Source organism: Streptosporangium sp. NBC_01810 (genome assembly GCF_035917355.1).
GTDB lineage: Bacteria > Actinomycetota > Actinomycetes > Streptosporangiales > Streptosporangiaceae > Streptosporangium.
This window is the reverse complement of the sequence record NZ_CP109070.1, coordinates 3,857,876-3,880,462: the sequence shown is the minus strand read 5'-3', so window position 1 is coordinate 3,880,462 and position 22,587 is coordinate 3,857,876. Positions and strand designations below refer to the sequence as shown.

The window sequence follows — 22,587 nt, the reverse complement described above, 5'->3', positions numbered from 1 at the left end:
TGGACCGCGGGTGCGGTGGAGCTGCTGACCGAGGCGCGAGAGTGGCCGGAGACGGGTCACCCGCGCCGGGCCGCCGTGTCGTCGTTCGGCTTCAGCGGCACCAATGCCCACCTCATCATCGAGCAGGACACCGTCGAGCGGACTCCGTCGGCCGGGGGGGAGGCCCCCTCGGACGTCAGGCCGCCGATGGCGGGTCTGCCGCTGCCGCTGCCGGTCTCGGGCAGGACGGAGCAGGCGGTGCGGGAGCAGGCCGCGCGGCTGCTGTCCCACCTGGAAGGCCGTCCCGAGGAGCCCCTGGCCGACGTCGCGTTCTCGCTGGTGACCACCCGTTCCCCCTTCGAGCACCGGGCCGCCGTACTGGCCGAGGACCATGCCGGAGCGCTGGCCGGGTTGCGCGCGCTGGCCGGCGGCCGGGCCGCGCCGGGAGTCGTACGCGGCCAGGCCAAGTACGACCAGAAGGTGGCGTTCCTGTTCACCGGCCAGGGTGCTCAGCGAGTGGGCATGGGCCTGGAGACCTACGAGCGATTCCCGGTGTTCGCCGAGGCGCTTGAAGGCGTGCTCGCGGCGCTGGCCCCCCAGATGGTCTCTCACCTGGACCGCACGCTGCGGGAGGTACTGTTCTTCGACGCTGAGCTGCTCGACCGTACGGAGTACACGCAGCCGGCGCTGTTCGCCCTTGAGGTCGCGCTGTACCGGCTGGTGGAGTCGTGGGGCGTGCGCCCGGCCGCGCTGGCGGGGCACTCGATCGGGGAGCTCGCCGCGGCGCACGTCGCCGGGGTGCTGACGCTGGAGGACGCCTGCGCGCTGGTGGCCGCGCGGGGCCGGTTGATGCAGGCGCTCCCGGCCGGCGGTGCGATGGCGGCGATCCAGGCCGGCGAGGAGGAGGTCCTGGAGTCGCTGGCCGGGCGCGAGGGCGAGGTTTCCGTCGCGGCGGTCAACGGCCCGGCATCAGTGGTGATCGCCGGGGTCGAGGCCGCGGTGCTGGAGATCGCCGCCGGGTGGGCGGCCCGGGAGCGCAGGACCAAGCGGCTGCGGGTGTCGCACGCCTTCCATTCTCCGCTGATGGAGCCGATGCTCGCGGAGTTCCAGGCGGTCGCCGAGACGGTGTCTTACGCGCCCCCGCGGATCCCGATGATCTCGAACGTGACCGGCGGGTTCGTCACGGACGAACTGTGCTCACCGGCCTACTGGGTGCGGCACGTTCGGGAGGCGGTCCGGTTCTGCGACGGCGTGCGGGAGCTGCACGAGGCGGGCATGACCGCGTTCCTGGAGATCGGGCCGGACGGCGTGCTGACCGCGATGGCCCAGGACGCCCTTCCCGAGGCGGCGGATGCGCTGCTGCTGCCCGTGCTGCGCGGCGACCGCGACGAGAGCGCCGCCCTCATGACCGCGCTGGCCGAGCTGCAGGTGAACGGCGTACGCGTCGACTGGCCGCCCCTGCTCCGCGGGGCCCGCCGGGTGGACCTGCCGACGTACGCGTTCCAGCATGAGTCGTTCTGGCCGGAGCCGCCGCCGGCCGTGAACGACGCGGTCGCCGATCCGGCGGACGCGCGGCTCTGGGACGCGGTCGGGCGCGGCGACGCCGGGGACGTGGCCGCGATCCTCGGCCTGCGCGACGAGCACTCCTCCTCGCTGGACACCCTGCTCCCGGCCTTGTCGTCGTGGCGACGGAGCCGGAGCGAGGCGTCGACGCTCGACTCCTGGCGCTACCGGGTGGAGTGGAAGCCCCGCCGTACGCCCCCTCTCGCCGTGCTGGCGGGCACCTGGCTGGTCGTGACCGCCGACGGGATCTCGGACGGCGACGTGATCGCCGCGTTGAACGGTCACGGGGCGCGAGTGGAGCGGCTCGTGCTGGAGGGGACGGACGCCGACCACACGTCGCTCGCGGTCCGGCTCCGGGAGATGGACGAGATCTCCGGTGTGGTGTCGATGCTCGCACTGACGGAGGCGCCCGTCGCGGACGGTGGGGCGGTGCCGGGCGGTCTCGTGCTCACGATCGCGCTCCTGCGGGCGCTCGGCGACGCGGAGATCGACGCGCCGCTGTGGTGCGTCACCCGTGGCGCCGTGTCCGCGACTCCCGGCGATCGAGTGACACGTCCGGTCCAGGCGCAGGTATGGGGTATGGGCCGGGTCGCGGCCCTGGAGCATTCGAAGCGGTGGGGCGGCCTGGTCGACCTGCCCGAGGTCGTCGAAGGGCGCGCCGCCCAGGGGTTGGCGAGCGTGCTGGCGGGCCTGGACGGCGAGGACCAGGTGGCGGTGCGGACGTCGGGCGTGTTCGGCCGGCGGCTGCGGCGTCACCCGGCCGCGCCCGATTCGGTCGGCTCGTCCGGCGGTACCGCGTTGAGTCCCGGCGGGACGGTACTGATCACCGGTGGGACCGGCGCCCTGGGCGCGGCCACCGCGCGGTGGCTGGTACGCGGCGGCGTCACGCACCTCGTGCTGACCAGCCGGCGCGGCATGGACGCCCCCGGGGCGTCGGAGCTGCGCGACGAGCTGCTCGCGCTGGGTGCCGAGGTGAGCGTCGTCGCCTGCGACGTGGCCGATCGCGACGCGCTGGCCGCCGTGCTGGCCACGATCCCGGCCGAGCACCCGCTCACCGGGATCGTCCACGCGGCCGGGGTGGGGGAGGCCGTCGCGCCCCTTGAGCAGGCGGACGCCGTCACCTTCGCCGAGGTGATGACGGCGAAGGTGGCCGGCGCCGCCAACCTGGACGACCTGCTCGGAGATCGCGAGCTCGACTTCTTCGTACTGTTCTCCTCGATCGCCGGGGTGTGGGGCAGCGCGGGGCAGGGCGCCTACGCGGCGGCCAACGCCTACCTCGACGCGCTGGCCGAGCACCGGCGTGCGCGCGGTCTCGCCACGACGTCGGTGGCCTGGGGCGCGTGGGCCGAAGCCGGCATGGCCACGGCGGAGAACATGGCCGACTACCTGCTCAGGCGCGGGTTGGCCTTCCTGCCGCCCGATCTCGCGATCGGCGAGCTGAGCCGGGCGGCCGGCGGCCGGGACGCGGTGGTGACGGTCGCCGACGTCGACTGGGACCGGTTCTATCCGATCTTCACCTCGACCCGGCCCAGCCACCTGTTCAGCGAGCTCGCGGAGGTCAGGGCACAGCACGAGAGCGAGGACGGGGCAGGGGCCTCCGGCGACCCCGAATTCGTCGCGCGGCTGCGGCACCTGGCCGGGAAGGAGCAGCGGCGCAGGCTGCTGGATCTGGTACGCGCCGAGGTGGCGGCCGTGCTGGGGCACGCCTCGGCCGAGTCGGTCTCCGAGCGGCGTGCCTTCCGCGAGCTGGGTTTCGACTCACTGACCGCGGTGGAGCTGAGAAAGCGGCTTGTCGCGGTGACCGGCCTGGCGTTGCCGAGCACGCTGGTGTTCGATCACCCGAACCCGGCGGCACTGGTGGAGTTCCTGCGGTCGCAGGTCGTGGGCTCGGCGGACGCGGTGGGCGCGGACGCCGCCGGGGTTCCGGTCGCCGTCCACGCCGACGAACCGATCGCGATCATCGGGATGGCCTGCCGGTTCCCCGGTGGCGTCGGCTCTCCCGAACAGCTGTGGGAACTGATGGCCGACGGGGTCGACGCGATCTCCGGATTCCCCGCCGACCGGGGCTGGGACGCGGAAGGGCTCTACGACCCCGACCCCGATCACTCCGGCACGACGTACTCGGTCGAAGGGGGGTTCCTGCACGACGCCGGCGACTTCGACCCCGGGTTCTTCGGGATCTCACCGCGCGAGGCGCTGACCATGGACCCGCAGCAGCGGCTGCTGCTGGAGACCGCGTGGGAGGCCATCGAGCGGGCCGGGATCGATCCCTTGGCGCTGCGCGGCCACTCGACCGGCACGTTCATCGGCTCCAGCTACCAGGAGTACGGCTCGGACGCCGCCGATGCCGAGGGATACCAGGTCACCGGCACCATCCCGAGCGTGCTGTCCGGCCGGCTGTCGTACGTACTCGGCCTGGAGGGGCCGGCGGTCACGGTCGACACGGCATGCTCGTCGTCGCTGGTGGCGCTGCACCTGGCCTGCCAGTCGCTGCGTAACGGCGAGAGCTCGCTCGCCCTGGCGGGCGGCGTGACGGTGATGACCACCCCGGCCGCCTTCGTGGCGTTCAGCCGCCAGCGGGCCCTGGCCGCCGACGGCCGGTGCAAGGCGTTCTCCGACGCGGCCGACGGGATGAGCCTGGCGGAAGGGGCCGGCCTGCTCCTGGTGGAGCGGCTGTCCGACGCGCGGCGCAACGGCCACCCGATCCTTGCGGTGGTGCGCGGTTCGGCGGTGAACCAGGACGGTGCGTCCAACGGGCTGACCGCGCCCAACGGCCCCTCCCAGCAGCGGGTGATCCGGAAGGCCCTGGTAGGCGCGCGGCTGTCCCCGGCCGAGGTCGACGCGATCGACGCGCACGGCACGGGTACGGGCCTGGGCGACCCCATCGAGGTCCAAGCCCTCCTCGCCACGTACGGGCAGGACCGGGAGCACCCGCTGCTGCTCGGGTCGATCAAGTCGAACATCGGCCACACACAGTCCGCGGCGGGCGTGGCCAGTGTGATCAAGATGGTCATGGCGATGCGGCATGGGGTGCTGCCCAAGACGTTGCACATGGGCACGCCGTCGTCCCACGTGGACTGGACGGCGGGCGCGGTCGAGCCGCTGACCGAGGCCATGCCGTGGCCGGAGACCGGACGGCCGCGCCGGGGGGCGGTGTCCTCCTTCGGGATCAGCGGCACGAACGCCCACGCGATCCTCGAACAGGCGCCGGACGCGGAGGAACCGGCCGGCGACGTCGTGCTCGCCGGTCCCGGTGCCCATCCGGATTCCAGCGCGACCGCAGGCCCCAACGCCGATGCCGCCGCTTCCGTTCCCGTTCCCGGTGCCGGTGCCGGTGCCGGTGCGGGGGCGGGTGCCGGTGCGGTGCCGTGGGTGGTGTCGGGCAGGACGGCGGAGGCGCTGCGCGCACAGGCGCGGCGGCTGGCCTCGCACGTGGCCGACCTCGGTGAGCTCGATCCGGCCGCCGTGGGCTTCTCGCTGGTGACGTCGAGGTCGGCGTTCGAGCACCGCGCGGTCGTGGTGGGCGGTGACCGCGACGCGCTCTCCGCCGCGGTGCGGGCGGTGGCCGCGGGCGAGCCCGCGCCGGGCGCGACCCAGGGAGTGGCGGACGTCGAGGGCAAGACGGTCTTCGTGTTCCCGGGGCAGGGCGCGCAGTGGGCCGGTATGGGCGCCCTGCTGCTGGAGCAGTCCCCCGTGTTCGCCGAGCGTATCGCCGAGTGCGGCCTGGCCTTGAGCCGGCATGTCGACTGGTCGCTGATCGACGTGCTGCGCCAGGCGGAGGGCGCGCCGTCGCTGGACCGGGTGGACGTCGTGCAGCCGGTGTCGTTCGCGGTGATGGTCTCGCTGGCGGCGATGTGGCGTGCCCATGGGGTGGAGCCCGACGCGGTGATCGGGCACTCCCAGGGTGAGATCGCCGCCGCCTGCGTGGCGGGCGCGCTGTCTCTGGACGACGCCGCCCAGGTGGTGGCGGTGCGCAGCCAGGCCATCGCGCGGCGGCTGGCCGGCGCCGGAGGGATGATGTCGGTCTCGCTTCCGGTGCCGGACATCGAGGAGAGGCTGCGCCCCTGGGGCGAGCGGATCTCGATCGCGGCGGTCAACGGGCCGCGTTCGGTTGTGGTGTGCGGCGACCCCGACGCGCTCGATGAGCTGTCGCGGCGGTTGACCGAGGAGGGCGTGCGGACCCGGCGGGTCGCGGTCGACTACGCGTCGCACTCGGCCCATGTCGAGCGGCTCCAGGAGGAGCTGCCGCAGGCCCTGTCGGCGATCCGGCCGGAGCGGGCCGAGGTGCCGTTCCTGTCCACGGTGACCGAGGACTGGCTGGACGGCACGGAGCTGGACGCGGACTACTGGTACCGCAACCTGCGGCAGGCCGTCCGGTTCGAACCCGCTGTGCGGTGCCTGCTGGACGCCGGGTACCGGGCGTTCATTGAGGTCGGCCCGCACCCGGTGCTGACCGGCGCGATCCAGGAGACGGCCGAGGAGGCAGCTGGGACCGCGGCGGGCACAGTGGTCGCCGGGACTCTGCGCCGCGACCAGGGCGGCGCGGAGCGCTTCCTGACCTCCCTGGCGGAGGTGTTCGTGCGCGGCGTGCCGATCGACTGGCAGGCGGCCTTCGACGGCACGGGCGCCCGCCGGGTGGAGCTGCCGACGTACGCCTTCCAGCGGAAGCGGTTCTGGATACAGCGCGCCGAGGCGCGGACGACCGGCGCGGCGGACCCGGCGGACGAGCGCTTCTGGGCGGCGGTGGAGCAGGAGGACCTTGACTCGCTGGCTTCGGGGCTGGACGTGGGCACGGGGGCACTGGCCGCGGTGGTACCCGCGCTGTCCTCCTGGCGTCGCCGGCAACGGGCCCGGTCCACCGTGGACTCCTGGCGCTACCGCGTCGCGTGGCGGCCGGTGACCGGCCTCGCCTCCACCCCCCTGTCGGGCACGTGGCTGCTCGTCACCACAGAGGGTCTCGCCGGGGATGACGTCGCCGACGCGCTGACCGCGCACGGCGCGCGGGTCCGCAGGGTCGTGCTCGACGAGTCGTGCACGGATCGCGTTCTGCTGGCGCGCGCGCTGACCGGCGTGCCGGCCGGTGCGCCGGGCGATGCCGGGGCACCGGGCGCCGGGCCGGACGCCTCGCTCGACGAGGGGGAGCACGTCTCCGGCGTGGTGTCCCTGCTGGCCCTGGCCGAACAGCCCACCGATCGATACCCGGAGCTGGCCACCGGCCTGGCACTGACCGTCGCGCTCGTGCAGGCCCTGGGCGACGTGGACATCGACGCGCCGCTGTGGTGTCTCACCCGCGGTGCGGTCTCAACCGGCAGGTCGGATCCGGTGACCAACCCCATCCAGGCGCAGGTCCACGGCGTGGGCTGGACGGCCGCGCTGGAGCACCCGCGACGATGGGGCGGCCTGGTCGACCTGCCTGGGACGCTCGACCAGCGCGCGGCGCGGCGCCTGGCGAGCGTCCTGGCCGGCGGCGGCGGCGAGGACCAGCTCGCGATCCGGCCCGCCGGCCTGTTCACCCGACGGGTGGTGCCGGCGCCGGTATCGGCGGCGGACCGGGAGCCGGCGCGCAGCTGGACGCTGCGCGGGACCACCCTGGTGACCGGCGGCACCGGAACGCTCGCCCCGCACCTGGCCCGCTGGCTCGCGGCCGAGGGGGCCGAGCACGTGGTGCTGACCAGTCGCCGTGGCATGGACGCTCCCGGCGCGGCCGAGCTGCTGGCGGAGCTGGCCGAGCTCGGCACGGCCGCCACGATGATGGCGTGTGACGTGTCCGATCGCGACTCCGTCGCCGACCTGCTCGCACGGTTGCGGGCGGAGGGCCACGTCGTCCGTGCGGTGGTGCACGCCGCCGCCTCCATCGAGCTGCACACCCTGCAGGACACCACCGTCGAGGCGTTCGCCGAGGTGGTGCGGGCCAAGGTCACCGGCGCCCGGCACCTGGACGAGCTGCTGGACACGGACGAACTCGACGCCTTCGTGCTGTTCTCCTCGACGGCGGGGATGTGGGGCAGCGGGCGGCACGCGGCGTACGTGGCGGGCAACGCCTTCCTCGGCGCGCTGGCGGAGAACCGGCGTGCCCGGGGACTGCCGGCCACGTCGATCTCCTGGGGCATCTGGTCGGACGACCGCGAGCTCGGGCGGGTCGATCCCGAGCAGATCCGGCGCAGCGGGCTCGTGTTCATGGAGCCGGCCCTGGCGCTCGAAGGGTTCCGGCAGGTGCTGGCCGGCGAGGAGACCGTGCTGGCGATCGCCGACATCGACTGGGAGCGGTACTTCCCGGTCTTCACCTCCGTACGGCCGAGCCGGCTGTTCAGCGAGGTGCCCGCCGTACGGCGGCTGGCCGAAACCGCCGAGCGGCCGGCCGTCGCCGCGAGCGATGGGGAATTCGTCACCCGGCTGCGCGGGCTGCCGGCGTCCGAACGGGACCGCCTGCTGCTGGAGCTGGTGCGGGCCCAGGCGGCGACCGCGCTGGGCCACGCCTCAGCCGACGCCGTCGCCGGGCGGCAGGCGTTCCGCGACATGGGCTTCGACTCGGTGACCGCGGTCGATCTGCGCAACCGGCTGGCCAATGCGACGGGCCTGACGCTGCCCAGCACGCTGGTGTTCGACCACCCGAACCTGGAGGCGCTGGCGGAGTTCCTGCGCGCCGAGATCGCCGGGACGCAGGCCGGACCGGTGGCCGTGGCCGGCCCGGCGCGGGGCGCCTCGGACGAGCCGATCGCGATCATCGGGATGGCCTGCCGCTACCCGGGCGGGGTCCGGTCGCCGGAGCAGCTGTGGCAGATCGTGCTCGACGGCGTCGACGCCGTCTCCGAGTTCCCCGGCAACCGTGGCTGGGACGCCGAGGGGCTTTACCACCCGGACCCGGAGCGCACCGGCAAGACGTACTCGACACAGGGCGGCTTCCTCCACGACGCGATGGAGTTCGACGCCGACTTCTTCGGGATCTCGCCGCGTGAGGCGCTGGCGATGGATCCGCAGCACCGGCTGGTGCTGGAGACGGCGTGGGAGGCCGTCGAGCGGGCCGGGATCGCCCCCTCGGCGCTGCGGGGCAGCCTGACCGGCACCTTCATCGGTTCCAGCTACGCGGACTACAGCGCGGCGATGACCGGGCAGGGGGAGGGCCTGGAAGGTCACCTGGTCACCGGCACCGTGCCGAGCGTGCTGTCCGGCCGGGTGTCGTACCTGTTCGGGCTGGAGGGCCCGGCCGTCACGATGGACACGGCGTGCTCGTCGTCGCTGGTGGCGCTGCACATGGCCTGCCGGTCGCTGCGTGACGGCGAGAGCTCACTGGCACTGGCCGGTGGGGTGACCGTGATGTCCACCCCCGATGCCTTCATCGGGTTCAGCCGGCAGCGGGCCATGGCCCCCGACGGCCGGTGCAAGGCGTACTCCGACTCGGCGGACGGGATGTGCCTGGCCGAGGGCGTCGGCCTGCTGCTGGTGGAGCGGCTGTCCGACGCCGAGCGCAACGGGCACCCGATTCTCGCGGTCATCCGCGGGTCGGCGATCAACCAGGACGGCGCCTCCAACGGACTCACCGCGCCCAACGGCCCGTCGCAGCAGCGGGTGATCACGCAGGCGCTGGCCAACGCCGGGGTGTCGCCGACGGAGGTCGACGTCGTCGAGGGCCACGGGACCGGGACGGCGCTGGGCGACCCGATCGAGGCGCACGCGCTGCTCGCGACCTACGGCCAGGACCGGGACGCGGACCGTCCGCTGCTGCTGGGGTCGGTCAAGTCCAATATCGGGCACACCCAGATGGCGTCCGGTGTGGCCGGCGTGATCAAGATGGTCATGGCGATGCGGCACGGCCTGCTGCCCAGGACGCTGCACGTGGACGAGCCGTCCTCGCACGTGGACTGGTCCAGCGGCGCCATCGAGCTGCTCACCGAGCCGAGGGAATGGGTGCGCGCCGGGCACCCGCGCCGGGCCGCGGTGTCGTCGTTCGGACTCAGCGGCACCAACGCCCACGCGGTGCTCGAAGAGGCGCCGCCCACCGCCGCCCGGGTCCGGGAGGCCGAGCCCGTCGTCGTCCCCGTGCTGGTGTCGGGCAAGAACGAGCAGGCCCTGCGCTACCAGGCGGGGCGGCTGCTGTCCCTGCTGGAGGAGTCGCCCGGTCTCCACCCCACAGACGTCGCCTTCTCCCTGGCGACCTCGCGGTCGCACCTTGACCAACGCGCGGCGCTGATCGGGCGGGAGCGCCAGGAGATCATCGACGGGTTGCGGGCGCTGGCCGAAGAGCCGCTGGACGGCGCCGTCGTTTCGGGGGCCGTCGTCCACGGCCCCCGAAACGACGGCGCCGCCCGCGGTTCCCTGGCCTTCATGTTCACCGGCCAGGGCGGCCAGCGCGCGGAGATGGGCCGGGAGCTGTACGACCGCTTCCCGGCGTTCGCGGACGCGCTCGACGAGGCGCTGTCCCACCTGGACGCGGATCTGGATCGCCCGCTGCGCGAGGTGCTGTTCGCCCCGGCGGGTACGGCGGAGGCCGCCCTGCTGGACGAGACCGGCTACACCCAGCCGGCGCTGTTCGCCTTCGAGGTGGCCCTGTTCCGCCTGCTGGAGTCCTGGGGAGTCAGGCCTGACTACCTCACGGGGCACTCGATCGGGGAGATCACCGCGGCGCACGTCGCCGGAGTGCTGTCACTGCCGGACGCGTGCACCCTGGTGGCGGCCCGTGCCCGCCTGATGCAGGCGTTGCCCGCCGGTGGGGCGATGGTCGCGCTGGAGGCCGGCGAGGAGGAGGTGCTCCCGCTGCCGGCCGGGAGCGAGCAGCAGGTCTCGATCGCGGCGGTCAACGGCCCGGCGTCGCTGGTCGTCGCCGGCGAGGAGGAAGTCGTCCTGAAGATCGCGGCGCGGTTCACCGCCGAAGGACGCAGGACCAGGCGGCTCCAGGTCTCCCACGCGTTCCACTCCCCGCGAATGGACGCCATGCTCGACGACTTCGGCCGGGTCGCGCGAGGCCTGTCGTACGCGCCCCCGGAGATTCCGGTCGTCTCGAACGTGACGGGTGAGGCGGCGACCGCGGAGCAGCTCTGCTCCCCCGAATACTGGGTGGCGCACATCCGCCGGCCGGTCCGCTTCGCGGACGGCGTGCGGTGGCTGGCCGAGCAGGGTGTCGCCACCTTCCTCGAACTCGGGCCCGACGCCGTTCTCACGGCCCTCGCCGCCGACTGCCTCACCGACCGGCCCGGCACGCATCCGATCCCGGTGTCGCGCCGGGATCGTGCCGAGGAGCAGGCCATCACCACCGCGATGGCCCGGCTGCACGTCCATGGCTTCGCCGTGGACTGGCGAGGGTTCTTCACCGGCACCGGCGCCGAGACGGTCGACCTGCCGACCTACGCCTTCCAGCACCGGCGGTTCTGGCCGGACACCGTGGCGTCCGGCACACGCGCGCCCGGCGGTACGGCGGACGCCGGCTTCTGGGACGCCGTCGAGCGCGGCGACGTGGCGGCGCTGTCGGAGGGGCTGGACGTCGACGGCGACGCGCTGGAGGCGTTGCTCCCGGCGCTGTCCTCGTGGCGCCGTGACCGCCGGGAGCGCTCCGCCGTGGACGGCTGGCGGTATCGGACCGTCTGGAAGCCGCTGTCCGAGTCGGCGCCCACCTCGACGGCCACGCCCTCCGCGCGGGTACGGGGCCGGTTGCTCGTGGTGGTCCCGGCGCGGCCGGCGGGTGATGAGTGGGTGACCTCGCTGGCGGGCGCGCTGGGCGCGGAGACCGACCGGATCGAGGTCGGCGACACCGACCGGGCGGAACTGGCCGCGCGCCTGCGAAAGCTGTGTTCCGACGGTTCCAGGCCCGCCGCGGTCGTGTCGCTGCTGGCACTGGACGAGCACGACCTCGCCGGGTATCCAGGGGTTCCGGCCGGTCTCGCGCTGACGGTCGCGCTGGCGCAGGCGCTCGGTGACGCCGGGGCCGACGTCCCCCTGTGGTGTGTGACCCGTGGCGCGGTGTCGGTGGGGCGTTCGGAACAGGTGTCCAGGCCGGTGCAGGCCGCCGTGTGGGGTCTCGGCCGGACCGCGGCGATGGAGCAGCCGAGGCTGTGGGGCGGGCTGGTGGACCTGCCGGAGACCCTCGACCCCGTCACCGTCTCCCGCCTGGTCGGCGTGCTGTCCGATGCTCAGGGGCACGGCGAGGACCAGCTCGCCGTACGTCGCTCCGGGGTGTTCGGCCGACGGCTGGTGCGCGCTCCGCTCGGCGAGGAGCTCGCCGGGCGGGAGGCCGCCTCACCGGGCGCCGCGCGGATCGCCGCGGGCACCGTACTGATCACGGGAGGCACGGGAGGACTGGGGACCCACCTCGCCCGCTGGGCGGCCGGCGCCGGTGCCGCGCACGTCCTGCTGGTCGGCCGCCGCGGACCGGACGCCCCGGGCGCGACCGAACTGCGGGACGAGCTGGCCGGCCTCGGCGCCCAGGTCAGCGTCGTGGCCTGCGACGTCGCCGATCGCGACGCCCTGGCCGCCGTGCTGGCCGGGATCCCGCAGGAACGGCCGCTGGTCGCGGTCTTCCACGCGGCGGGAGTGGTCGACGACGGAATGCTGGACGGAATGACGCCGGAGCACCTCTCCTCGGTCCTGCGGGCGAAGGCCGTCGCCGCACTCAACCTGCACGAACTGACCGAGCGGCTGGACCTGCCGGCGTTCGTGCTGTTCTCGTCCACGGCCGCGACCTTCGGCGCCGCGGGCCAGGCCAACTACGCGGCCGCCAACGCCGTGCTCGACGCGCTGGCGGAGCACCGGCGCGGGCTGGGCCTCCCGGCGACGTCGATCGCCTGGGGCCCGTGGGCCGGGGCCGGCATGGCGGCGGACGACGCCGTGGTGGAGAACCGGATGCGCCGGGTCGGCCTGGAGATGATGCCTCCGGACCTGGCGATCCGTGCGCTGCGGCAGGCGATCGAGCACGAGGACACGACGCTGACCGTCGTCGACGTCGACTGGCCTCGCTTCGTCGCCGCCTTCGCCGCGATCCGGCGCCATCCGCTGGTGAGCGACCTGCCTGAGGTGATCGCGGCCGCCGGGGCGACCGAGGGCGGAGCCATCGGCACCGGGGCGGACGGGGCCGTCACGACGGAGCGGGCGTTCCGGCGGCGGCTGGCCGACCTGCCCGCCGCCGAGCGGAGCCGGGCCGTACTGGACCTGCTGCGCGGCCGGGTGGCCGCGGTACTCGGCCACGCCGACACGGACGGCGTCGCGCCGGACCGCCCGTTCAAGGATCTGGGGTTCGACTCGCTGACCACGGTCGAACTGCGCAACGCGCTGGCGGCGACGACGGGGCTGACCCTGCCCGCGACGCTGGTGTACGACTATCCCACCCCCAGCGCGCTGGCGGATTTCCTGCTGGCCGAACTGCTCGGCTCGATGCCGCACGAGGAGTCGCGGCCCGGGTCGCGGGCCGTGACGGCACACGCCGCCGACGACCCCATCGTGATCGTCGGCATGAGCTGCCGGTTCCCCGGCGGGGTGAGCTCCCCCGAGGAGCTGTGGCGGCTGCTGGTGGACGGAAGGGAGGGCGTCTCCTCGTTCCCCGATGATCGGGGATGGGACCTGGAGGCGCTCGCCGGAGGGATGTCGGCCACGAGCCTCGGCGGCTTCCTGCGGGACGCGACCGAGTTCGACGCCGAGTTCTTCGGCATCTCACCGCGTGAGGCGCTGGCGATGGATCCGCAGCAGCGCCTGGTGCTGGAGGCGTCCTGGGAGGCGCTGGAGCGGGCCGGCATCGATCCCCTCGACCTGCGGGGCAGCGACGGCGGCGTCTTCGTGGGCACCAACGGCCAGGACTACGTCGGCCTGCTCAAGAGTTCCGGCGCGGACGTGCAGGGGCACGTGGCCACCGGCACCACGGCGAGCGTCATGTCAGGGCGGCTGTCCTACACGCTGGGGCTGGAGGGGCCCGCGATCACCGTCGACACCGCGTGCTCGTCCTCCCTGGTCGCCCTTCACTGGGCCGCGCAGGCCCTGCGCGGCGGGGAGTGCTCGCTGGCACTGGTGGGCGGTGTCTCGGTGATGTCGACCCCGGACTCGTTCGTCGAGTTCAGCGTCCAGGGCGGTCTGGCCCCCGACGGGCGGTGCAAGGCGTTCTCCGATTCGGCTGACGGCACCGGCTGGTCGGAAGGCGTCGGCGTGCTCGTGCTGAAACGCCTGTCGGACGCGCGGCGGGGCGGTCATCCGATCCTCGCCGTCGTACGCGGGTCGGCGGTGAACCAGGACGGGGCGTCGAACGGGTTGACCGCGCCGAACGGCCCGTCGCAGCAGCGGGTGATCCGGCAGGCACTGGCCGCGGCGGGGCTGTCCCCGGCAGAGGTCGACGCGGCCGAGGCGCACGGCACCGGCACGGCGCTGGGCGACCCGATCGAGGCACAGGCCCTGCTGGCGACGTACGGCCAGGAGCGGGACCACCCGCTCCTGCTGGGGGCGATCAAGTCCAACCTCGGCCACACGCAGGCGGCGGCGGGTGTCGCCGGTGTGATCAAGATGGTGCTGGCCATGCGGCACGGCATGCTGCCCAAGACGTTGCACGTCGAGGTGCCGACGTCGCACGTGAACTGGTCGTCCGGGGCCGTCGAGCTGCTGACCGAGCCTCAGCGGTGGACGCGGAAGGAGCGACCGTTGCGGGCCGGCGTCTCCGCCTTCGGGATCAGCGGCACCAACGCCCACGTCATCCTGGAGCAGGCGCCCCTGGACGAGCGGTCCCCCGATGAGCGGTTCCCCGGCGAGGGGTTCCCCGGTGAGCGGTCCCCCGGTGAGCGGTCCCCCGGCGAGCGGTCCCTCGACGAGCAGGGCGAAGGACAGCCGGCCGAGCGGCCTGACGAGCGGAAGGTTCCCGCGGTCGTGCCGTGGGTCGTCTCCGGCCGGACCCGGGAGGCGCTGCGGGCCCAGCTCGATCGGGTACCTGCCGCCGACCGCGACCTCGATCCGGTGGACGTCGGCTACTCGCTGGCGAGCCGGTCGATGTTCCGGCACCGCGCGGTGCTGCTGGCCACCGCCGACGGAGTGTCGGAGATCGCGCGTGGCGAGGCCACCGCCGTCGCGGGCAGGTCGGCGATGCTGTTCGCCGGTCAGGGCTCCCAGCGCCCCGGCATGGGCCGGGAGTTGTACGCCAGGTTCCCGGTGTTCGCGCAGGCACTGGATGCGGTGCTCGCGCAGCTCGACATCGAGCTGGACCGCCCGTTGCGGACGATCCTGTTCGCCGAGGCGGGCTCGCCCGAGGCCGAACGGCTTGACCAGACCCAGTGGACGCAGCCCGCGCTGTTCGCGATCGAGGTGGCTCTGTTCCGCCTGGCGGAGTCGTGGGGGCTGCGCCCGGACCTGGTGGCCGGGCACTCGATCGGTGAGATCGCCGCGGCGCACGTCGCCGGTGTGCTGACGCTGGCGGACGCGTGCACCCTGGTCGCCGCCAGGGGGCGCCTGATGCAGGTGCTACCGGCCGGGGGCGCGATGGTCTCCGTACAGGCCACCGAGGACGAGGTTCTCCCGATACTCGCCGGGCACGAGCACGAGGTGTCGATCGCCGCGGTCAACGGACCGTCGGCGGTGGTGATCGCCGGGGTGGAGGGGCCGGTCACCGAGGTCGCCGCCCGGTTCGCGGCCGAGGGCCGTAAGACCACCCGGCTGGCCGTCAGCCACGCGTTCCACTCGCCGCTGATGGACCCCATGCTGGAGGAGTTCCGCCGGGCCGTACGAGGGCTCGGGTTCTCACCGCCGGCCATCCCGCTCGTCTCCGGCCTGACGGGCGAACCGGTCGTCGCCGAGTGGCTCTGCTCACCCGACTACTGGGTCGACCACGCTCGGCAGGCGGTCCGCTTCGCCGACTGCGTGCGCACCCTGCGCGGTTCCGGCGTGAGCACGTTCGTCGAGCTCGGCCCGGACGGCGTGCTGTCCGCGCTGACCCAGCACTGCCTGGCGGCCGACGGCGCCGAGGCCGGCACCCTGGTCGTGCCGGTGCTGCGTAAGGACCGTGGCGAGGAGGCGTCGGTCGTGGACGCGCTGGCCCGGCTGCACGTCCACGGGCTGCCGGTGGACTGGCGGTCCCTCTTCACCGGATGCGGCGCGCGCCGCGTCGACCTGCCCACGTACGCCTTCCAGCGCCGGAGGTACTGGCCTGAGGCCGTCGCCCCGGCCGTCGCCTCGGCGGGGGACCCGGTGGACGCCGAGTTCTGGGCCGCGATCGAGCGTGCGGACCTGACGTCCGTGGCGGCCACGCTGGATCTGGAGGCGGACTCGCTGTCCACGGTGCTGCCCGCGCTGTCATCCTGGCGCCGCTCGCGCCGCGAGCACACCCTGCTGGACTCCTGGAGCTACCGGGTGGTGTGGAAGCCCCTGGCCGCCGTGCCGTCCGCCGTCCCATCCGGGAGGTGGCTGGTGGCCGTCCCGGCCGGCCGGTCGGAGGAGGGGGCGTGGGCGGAGGCGCTCGACGCCGTGGGCGCCGCCCTGGCGGGCCCCGATGCTCTGATGCGTCTCGACGTCACGCACACCGACCACGCGAGGCTGGCCGCACAGCTCGTCGAGCTGCTCGGCGGCCCGGACGCCGACGGCCGGGCGCCGGCGGGTGTGATCTCCCTGCTGGCGCTCGCCGGGACGGGCGGTGCCGGCCTGCCCGAAGACGGCCTGCCCGAGGTGGCGTTGACGGCCGCGCTGGTGCGGGCGCTGGGCGACGCGGGTGTCGACGCGCCGCTGTGGTGCGTCACCCGAGGCGCGGTGTCGGTGGGCCGATCCGACTCGCCGCCGAGCCCGGGTCAGGCCGCGGTCTGGGGCCTCGGCCGGGTGGCGGCGCTGGAGCACCCCCGACGCTGGGGCGGCATGATCGACCTGCCCGAACCGCTCGACCGGCGGGCCGTCGCCCGGTTCGCCGGCATGCTGGCCGGCGGCCCGGACGGCGAGAGCGAGGTCGCCGTGCGCGCCTCCGGAGTGTTCGGCCGCCGGCTCGTCCCGTCCCCGGCCGGGGACGCCGACCGGTCGTGGCGGCCTCGTGGCACGGTACTGGTCGCCGGGGACACGGGAGTCTCCGGCGAGCGCATCGCCCGCTGGCTGGCCGACACGGGCGCCGACCGAGTCGTGCTGGCCGGGCGCCCCGCCTTGACGGAGCCCGCGGAGCCGCTGGGGGCCGCCGATCGGGTGGAGCCCGCCGGCGCGGATCCCCGGGTGACGATCAGGCACTGCGACCTGGCGGATCGGGAGGCCGTGGCCGCCCTGCTGGCGGAGTTCCCGCCGGACGCGGTCATCTACGCCGAGGAACCGGCCGAGGCCGCCCCCCTGGAAGGGGCCGAGCCGGCGGACATGGCCGCGACCGCCGCGGCCTACGCCGCCGGGGCGGTGCACCTGGACTCCCTGCTGGAAGACCGGGAGCTGGACGCGTTCGTTCTGTTCTGCTCGCTCTCCGGCGTCTGGGGGGTCGCCGGCCGAGGGGTCGCCGCCGCCGCGGAGGCGGTCCGGGACGCACTGGTCGAAGCGCGCCGCGCCCGAGGCGTGGTGGGAACCACCGTGTCCTGGTCGGCATGGGCGGACAGCGGCGTGACCACAGACAGGGGAATGGACCTGCACCTGCGGGTGAACGGGCTGCCCGCCCTGGCGCCGGAGCTCGCACTCAGCGCGCTGGGCCGGGTCGTCGCGAACGGCGAGAGCGCGGTGACGGTCGCCGACGTGGCGTGGGACCGGTTCGCCCCGGCCTTCCTCGCGTCGCGGCCGACCCCGCTGCTGGACGAGCTTCCCCAGGCCCGGCGGGCGATCGAGGCGGCGGGCGGCGGCGCCCACGACGGCGAACCCACCGTGGCGGCCGCGCTCCGGGACCGTCTTCTCGGGGTGCCGGCGGCCGAGCGCGCCGGCCTCGTCCTCGAACTGGTGGTGACCAGGGCCGCCGCGGTCCTCGGGCACACGGACGGCGCCGCGATCGAGGCCGACCGGGCCTTCCGGGACTTCGGGTTCGACTCTCTCACCGCGGTCGACCTGCGTAACCAGCTCAACGCCGCGACCGGGCTGACCCTGCCCGCCACGCTCGTCTTCGACCACCCGACACCGGTGGAACTCGCCGAACACCTGGCGGGCCGGGTGCTCGGCGAGGAGAGCCTCGGCGAGGAGAGCCGAGCACCCGTGCCGGCCGCGCTCTCGGACGACCCGATCGTCATCGTCGGCATGAGCTGCCGGTATCCGGGTGGCGTCCGCTCACCGGAGGACCTGTGGCGGCTGGTCACCGGCGAGGTGGACGCGGTCGGCGCGTTCCCCGCCGACCGGGGCTGGGACCTGGCCGCTCTGTCCGGTGGGGACGCCGACGGGCGTGGCCGCAGCACGGCGGCCGGAGGCGGTTTCCTCTACGACGTCGCCGACTTCGACCCGGGTTTCTTCGGCATCTCGCCCCGTGAGGCGATGGTGATGGACCCGCAGCAGCGACTGGTGCTCGAAGCCGCCTGGGAGGCGTTCGAACGGGCGGGCATCGAGCCCGCCGGCCTGCGGGGCAGTGATGTGGGCGTCTATGTCGGCGCCACCGGTGGTGACTACCAGCCACCCCGCGATCATCACGGCCACGCGCAGACGGCCCAGGCGGCCAGCGTGATCTCCGGCCGGCTGTCCTACACCTTCGGCCTGGTGGGACCCTCGGTGACCGCGGACACCGCCTGCTCCTCGTCGCTGGTGGCGTTGCACCTGGCCGCGCAGGCGCTGCGGTCCGGGGAGTGCTCGCTGGCTCTCGCCGGTGGGGTCGCCGTGATGTCCACCCCGGTGGGCTTCGTCGAGTTCGGCGAGATGGGGGCACTGTCCCCGGACGGCCGGTGCAAGGCGTTCTCCGACGCCGCCGACGGCACGGGCTGGGCGGAGGGCGTCGGCATGCTCGTCGTCGAACGGCTGTCGGATGCCCGGCGCAACGGCCATCGCGTGCTGGCGATCCTGCGCGGTTCGGCCGTCAACCAGGACGGCGCGTCCAACGGATTCACCGCGCCGAGCGGCCCGTCACAGCGGAAGGTGATCCACCGTGCCCTGGCCGGTGCCGGGCTGGCCCCGTCCGACGTGGACGTGGTGGAGGCGCACGGCACCGGCACCAGGCTGGGCGACCCGATCGAGGCGCAGGCCCTGCTGGAGACCTACGGTCAGAACCGTGAACGGCCGGTGCTGCTCGGGTCGATCAAGTCCAACATCGGGCACACTCAGGCGGCGGCCGGAGTCGCCGGACTGATCAAGATGGTCATGGCCATCAGGAACGGGGTGGCGCCGAGGACGCTGCACCTGGACGCGCCGTCGTCGCACGTGGACTGGTCGGCGGGCGCGCTGGAGCTGCTGACCGAGGCCAGGCCGTGGCCGGACTCCGGACGCCCGCGCCGGGCCGGGATCTCGTCCTTCGGAGCCACCGGCACGAACTCACATGTGATCATTGAGGAGGCGCCTCCCGCCGACTTCACCGGGTCGTCCAAGTCCGCCGAGCCGCCAGGGTCCGCCATGGGGCTTCGCGGGATGCCCGTCGCGGCGGTTCCCGGCCTCCTGCCGGTCCCGCTGTCGGCCAAGACTCCGGCCGCGGTACGGGCACAGGCGCTACGCCTGCTCGATCACCTCGTCGAACACCCCGATCTCGGCCTGGCCGACCTCGCGTACTCCCTGGCCACCAGCCGGTCGAGCTTCCGGCAGCGGCTCGCCGTCCTGGCCGGTAGCCGTGCGGAGCTGGTGGACGGCCTGACGGCGGTGGCGGACGGAGACCCGGCTCCGCACGTGATCGATGGCCGGATCGGGCGACCGGGCAAGACGGCGTTCCTGTTCACCGGCCAGGGCAGCCAGCGGGCGGAGATGGGCCGCGAGCTTTACGACCGGTTCCCGGTCTTCGCCGATGCGCTCGACGCCGTACTGGCGCATCTGGACGCCAGGCTGGACCGCCCGCTGCGGGAGATCCTGTTCGCCCCGGCGGGCACCCCCGAGGCCGGGCTGCTCGATGGGACCGGGTGGACCCAGCCGGCGCTGTTCGCGGTCGAGGTGGCCCTGTTCCGCCTGCTGGAGTCCTGGGATCTCACCCCTGACCTGCTGATCGGACACTCGGTCGGCGAATTGGCCGCGGCGCACGTCGCGGGCGTGCTGTCACTCGGGGACGCCTGCGCGCTGGTGGCGGCCAGGGGCGCGCTCATGCAGCGGCTTCCGGCCGGCGGCGCGATGGTCGCCGTCCAGGCCGGCGAGGAGGAGGTGCTGCGGGCGCTGTCCGGACACGAGCACCTGGTCTCCGTCGCCGCGGTCAACGGCCCGGAGTCCGTGGTGATAGCCGGGGCGGAGCAGGCGGTGCTCGACGTGGCGGGCGCGCTGGCGGAGAGCGGGCGCCGGACGAGGCGGCTGCGGGTCTCGCACGCGTTCCACTCGCCGCTGATGGAGCCGATGCTGGCGGACTTCCGGACGGTCGCCGAAGGCATCTCCTACTCCGCACCGCGAATCCCGGTGATCTCGAACGTGACCGGCGGCGTCGTCACGGCCGAGCTGTGCTCCCCGGACTACTGGGTGGCGCACGTACGGAGCGCGGTACGGTTCGCCGACGGGATTCGGGCGGCGCACGAGGCGGGGGTGACCCGCTACATCGAGATCGGCCCGGACGGGACCCTGACCGCGATGGTCCGTGACACCATCCCCGCGGAGGCCGAGGTGGAGCTGGTCCCCCTGCTGCGCAGGGACCGCGACGAGCACCGGGCCCTCGTCACCGCACTCGCCCGGCTGCACGTACACGGGATGAGCCCCGACTGGGCCTCGCTCTTCGCCGGTACCGGCGCCCGGCCGGTGGACCTGCCGACGTACGCGTTCCAGCACGAGCGGTTCTGGCCCGACGCGGGCCACCCGGGCCGGACCCGCGCGGCGGACCCGGGCGGCGCGGTGGACCCGGTGGACGCCGAATTCTGGGCGGCCGTCGAGGAGGAGGACGCCAAGGCGCTGGCGTCGCGGCTCGACGTGGACGATGAGGCGCTGACCAAGGTGCTGCCGGCGCTGTCGTCGTGGCGGCGGGAGCGGCGCCGGAGATCCACCGTGGACGCCTGGCGGTACCGGATCGTCTGGAAGCCCCTCACCGGTGACGACGCGGTCGCGCTCGGCCGGACCTCACAGGCCGGCCCGGCCGGCCCCTGGCTGGTGGTGCTCCCCGAGGAACTGCGCGCGGACGCCTGGACGGGCTCGGTGATCGACACGCTCGGTGCCGACGTGGTCCGCATGGAGGTGGCCGACCTCGCCGCCGTAACCCGGGATCGGGCCGCGCTGGCCGAGTGGCTGGGCGCGCACGCCGGCGCCCGGCCGTTCGCCGGAGTGGTCTCGTTCCTGGCATTGCGGGAGTCCGGGAACACCGGGGAGTCTGGGGACACCGGGGACACCGGGGACACCGGGGACACCGGGGACACCGTGAACAGTGGAGGCATCGGGGACACCGGGCTTCCCTGCGGGCTCGCCCTGACGACCCTGCTGATCCAGGCGCTGGGCGATGCAGGCATCGACGCGCCGCTGTGGTGCCTCACCCGAGGCGCGGTCGCGGCCGATCCCGGCGACGTCCTGCGCGATCCGGCGCAGGCCGCCATCTGGGGGCTCGGCCGAGTCGCCGCGCTGGAGCACCCGCAGCGGTGGGGCGGCCTGATCGATCTGCCGGACGGTTTCGACCGGGAAGCGGCGCGGCGGCTGGCGAGCGTGCTGGCCGGGCTGGACGGCGAGGACCAGATCGCCATCCGGGCCTCCGGCACGTACGCCCGGCGGCTGGTGCAGGACCCCGTCGGCCAGGCCGACGGGCCCGACGAGTGGACGCCGTCCGGAACCGTACTGATCACCGGCGGCACCGGCGCGCTCGGTGGACATCTGGCCCGCTGGCTGGCCCGGCATGGTGCGGAGCACCTGGTGCTGGTCAGCCGGCGGGGGATGGAGGCCCCCGGCGCCGCCGAGTTGCGCGACGAGGTGGCGAGGCTGGGCGCCCAGGTGACCGTCGCGGCCTGCGACGCGGCCGACCCGGACGCACTGGCCGCCGTACTGGCCGGCATCCCGGCCGAGTTCCCGCTGACCGGTGTGGTGCACGCCGCGGGCGTGGTCGACGACGGCGTGGTGGACGGCTTGACCCGGGAGCGGTTCGAGACGGTGTTCCGCGCCAAGGTGGCACCGGCGGTCGTGCTGGACGAGCTGACGCGAGACCTGGATCTGCCGGTGTTCGTGCTGTTCTCGTCCGCGGCGGGGACGCTCGGCAGCCCCGGCCAGGGCAACTACGCCGCCGCCAACGCGGTGCTGGACGGCCTGGCCGAGCGGCGGCGCGAGCGCGGGCTGGCGGCCACGGCGGTGGCGTGGGGGGCCTGGGCCGGCGGCGGTATGGCGGAGGTGGCCGCGGCGCAGGAGGCGTCCCGGCGGATGGGCGTGCGCCCGATGGACCCCGAGCTGGCGGTCGCCGCGTTGAGCGGCCTCGTCGCCGGAGGCGAACCGGTCGCCGTGGTCGCCGACATCGAGCACGAGCGGTTCGTCCGCTCCTACACGGCGGGCCGGCCCAGCCGGCTGCTGCGTGAGCTGCCGGGATATCATGAGCTGGTCGAGTCGGCAGGCTCGGGGCAGGAGGCCGCGCAGTCGGCGTCCGCCCTGCGGGACAGGCTGGCCGGCCTTGCCGGCTCCGAACGGCTTGGCGTGCTGCTCGACCTGCTGCGCGGCCAGATCGCCATGGTTCTCGGGCACTCCGGTCGCGAGGCGATCGGCGCCGATCAGGCGTTCCGGGACCTCGGGTTCGACTCCCTCAGCGCGATCGAGCTGCGTAACCGGCTCACGGCCTTGACGGGGCTGAAGCTGCCCTCCACGCTCATCTTCGACTACCCGACTCCGGAGGCCCTCGCCGGTCACGTGATCGCGCAGCTCCTGCCGGAGACGGGCGCGGCCTCGGGCGTCGATGAGGAGGAGTCGCGGGTGCGGGCGATGTTCGCCTCGCTCTCCATGGCCAAGCTGAGGGAGATCGGCGTGCTGGACGCGCTGCTGCACCTGGCCGGCGACCCGGAGGCGACGTCCACCGAGACGGATGAGGACGCCGATGACGCGCTCGACTCGATGGGGCTCGACGAGCTGGTGCGGGCGGCCCTCGACGGCGGGCTCCAATGA

The 22,587-nt window shown here is 74.2% G+C and carries 1 protein-coding gene (running past one end of the window); it reads left to right on the top strand.

Annotated elements, in window-relative coordinates; all coding sequences use genetic code 11:
- Window positions 1-22,587, top strand: partial view of a type I polyketide synthase gene (locus OIE13_RS16680; protein ID WP_326830210.1) — the 3' portion only. Its footprint begins 6,771 nt before the window's first position; 22,587 of the gene's 29,358 nt are visible here — the last part of the coding sequence; its start codon lies off the left edge, out of view; it ends in the stop codon at window positions 22,585-22,587.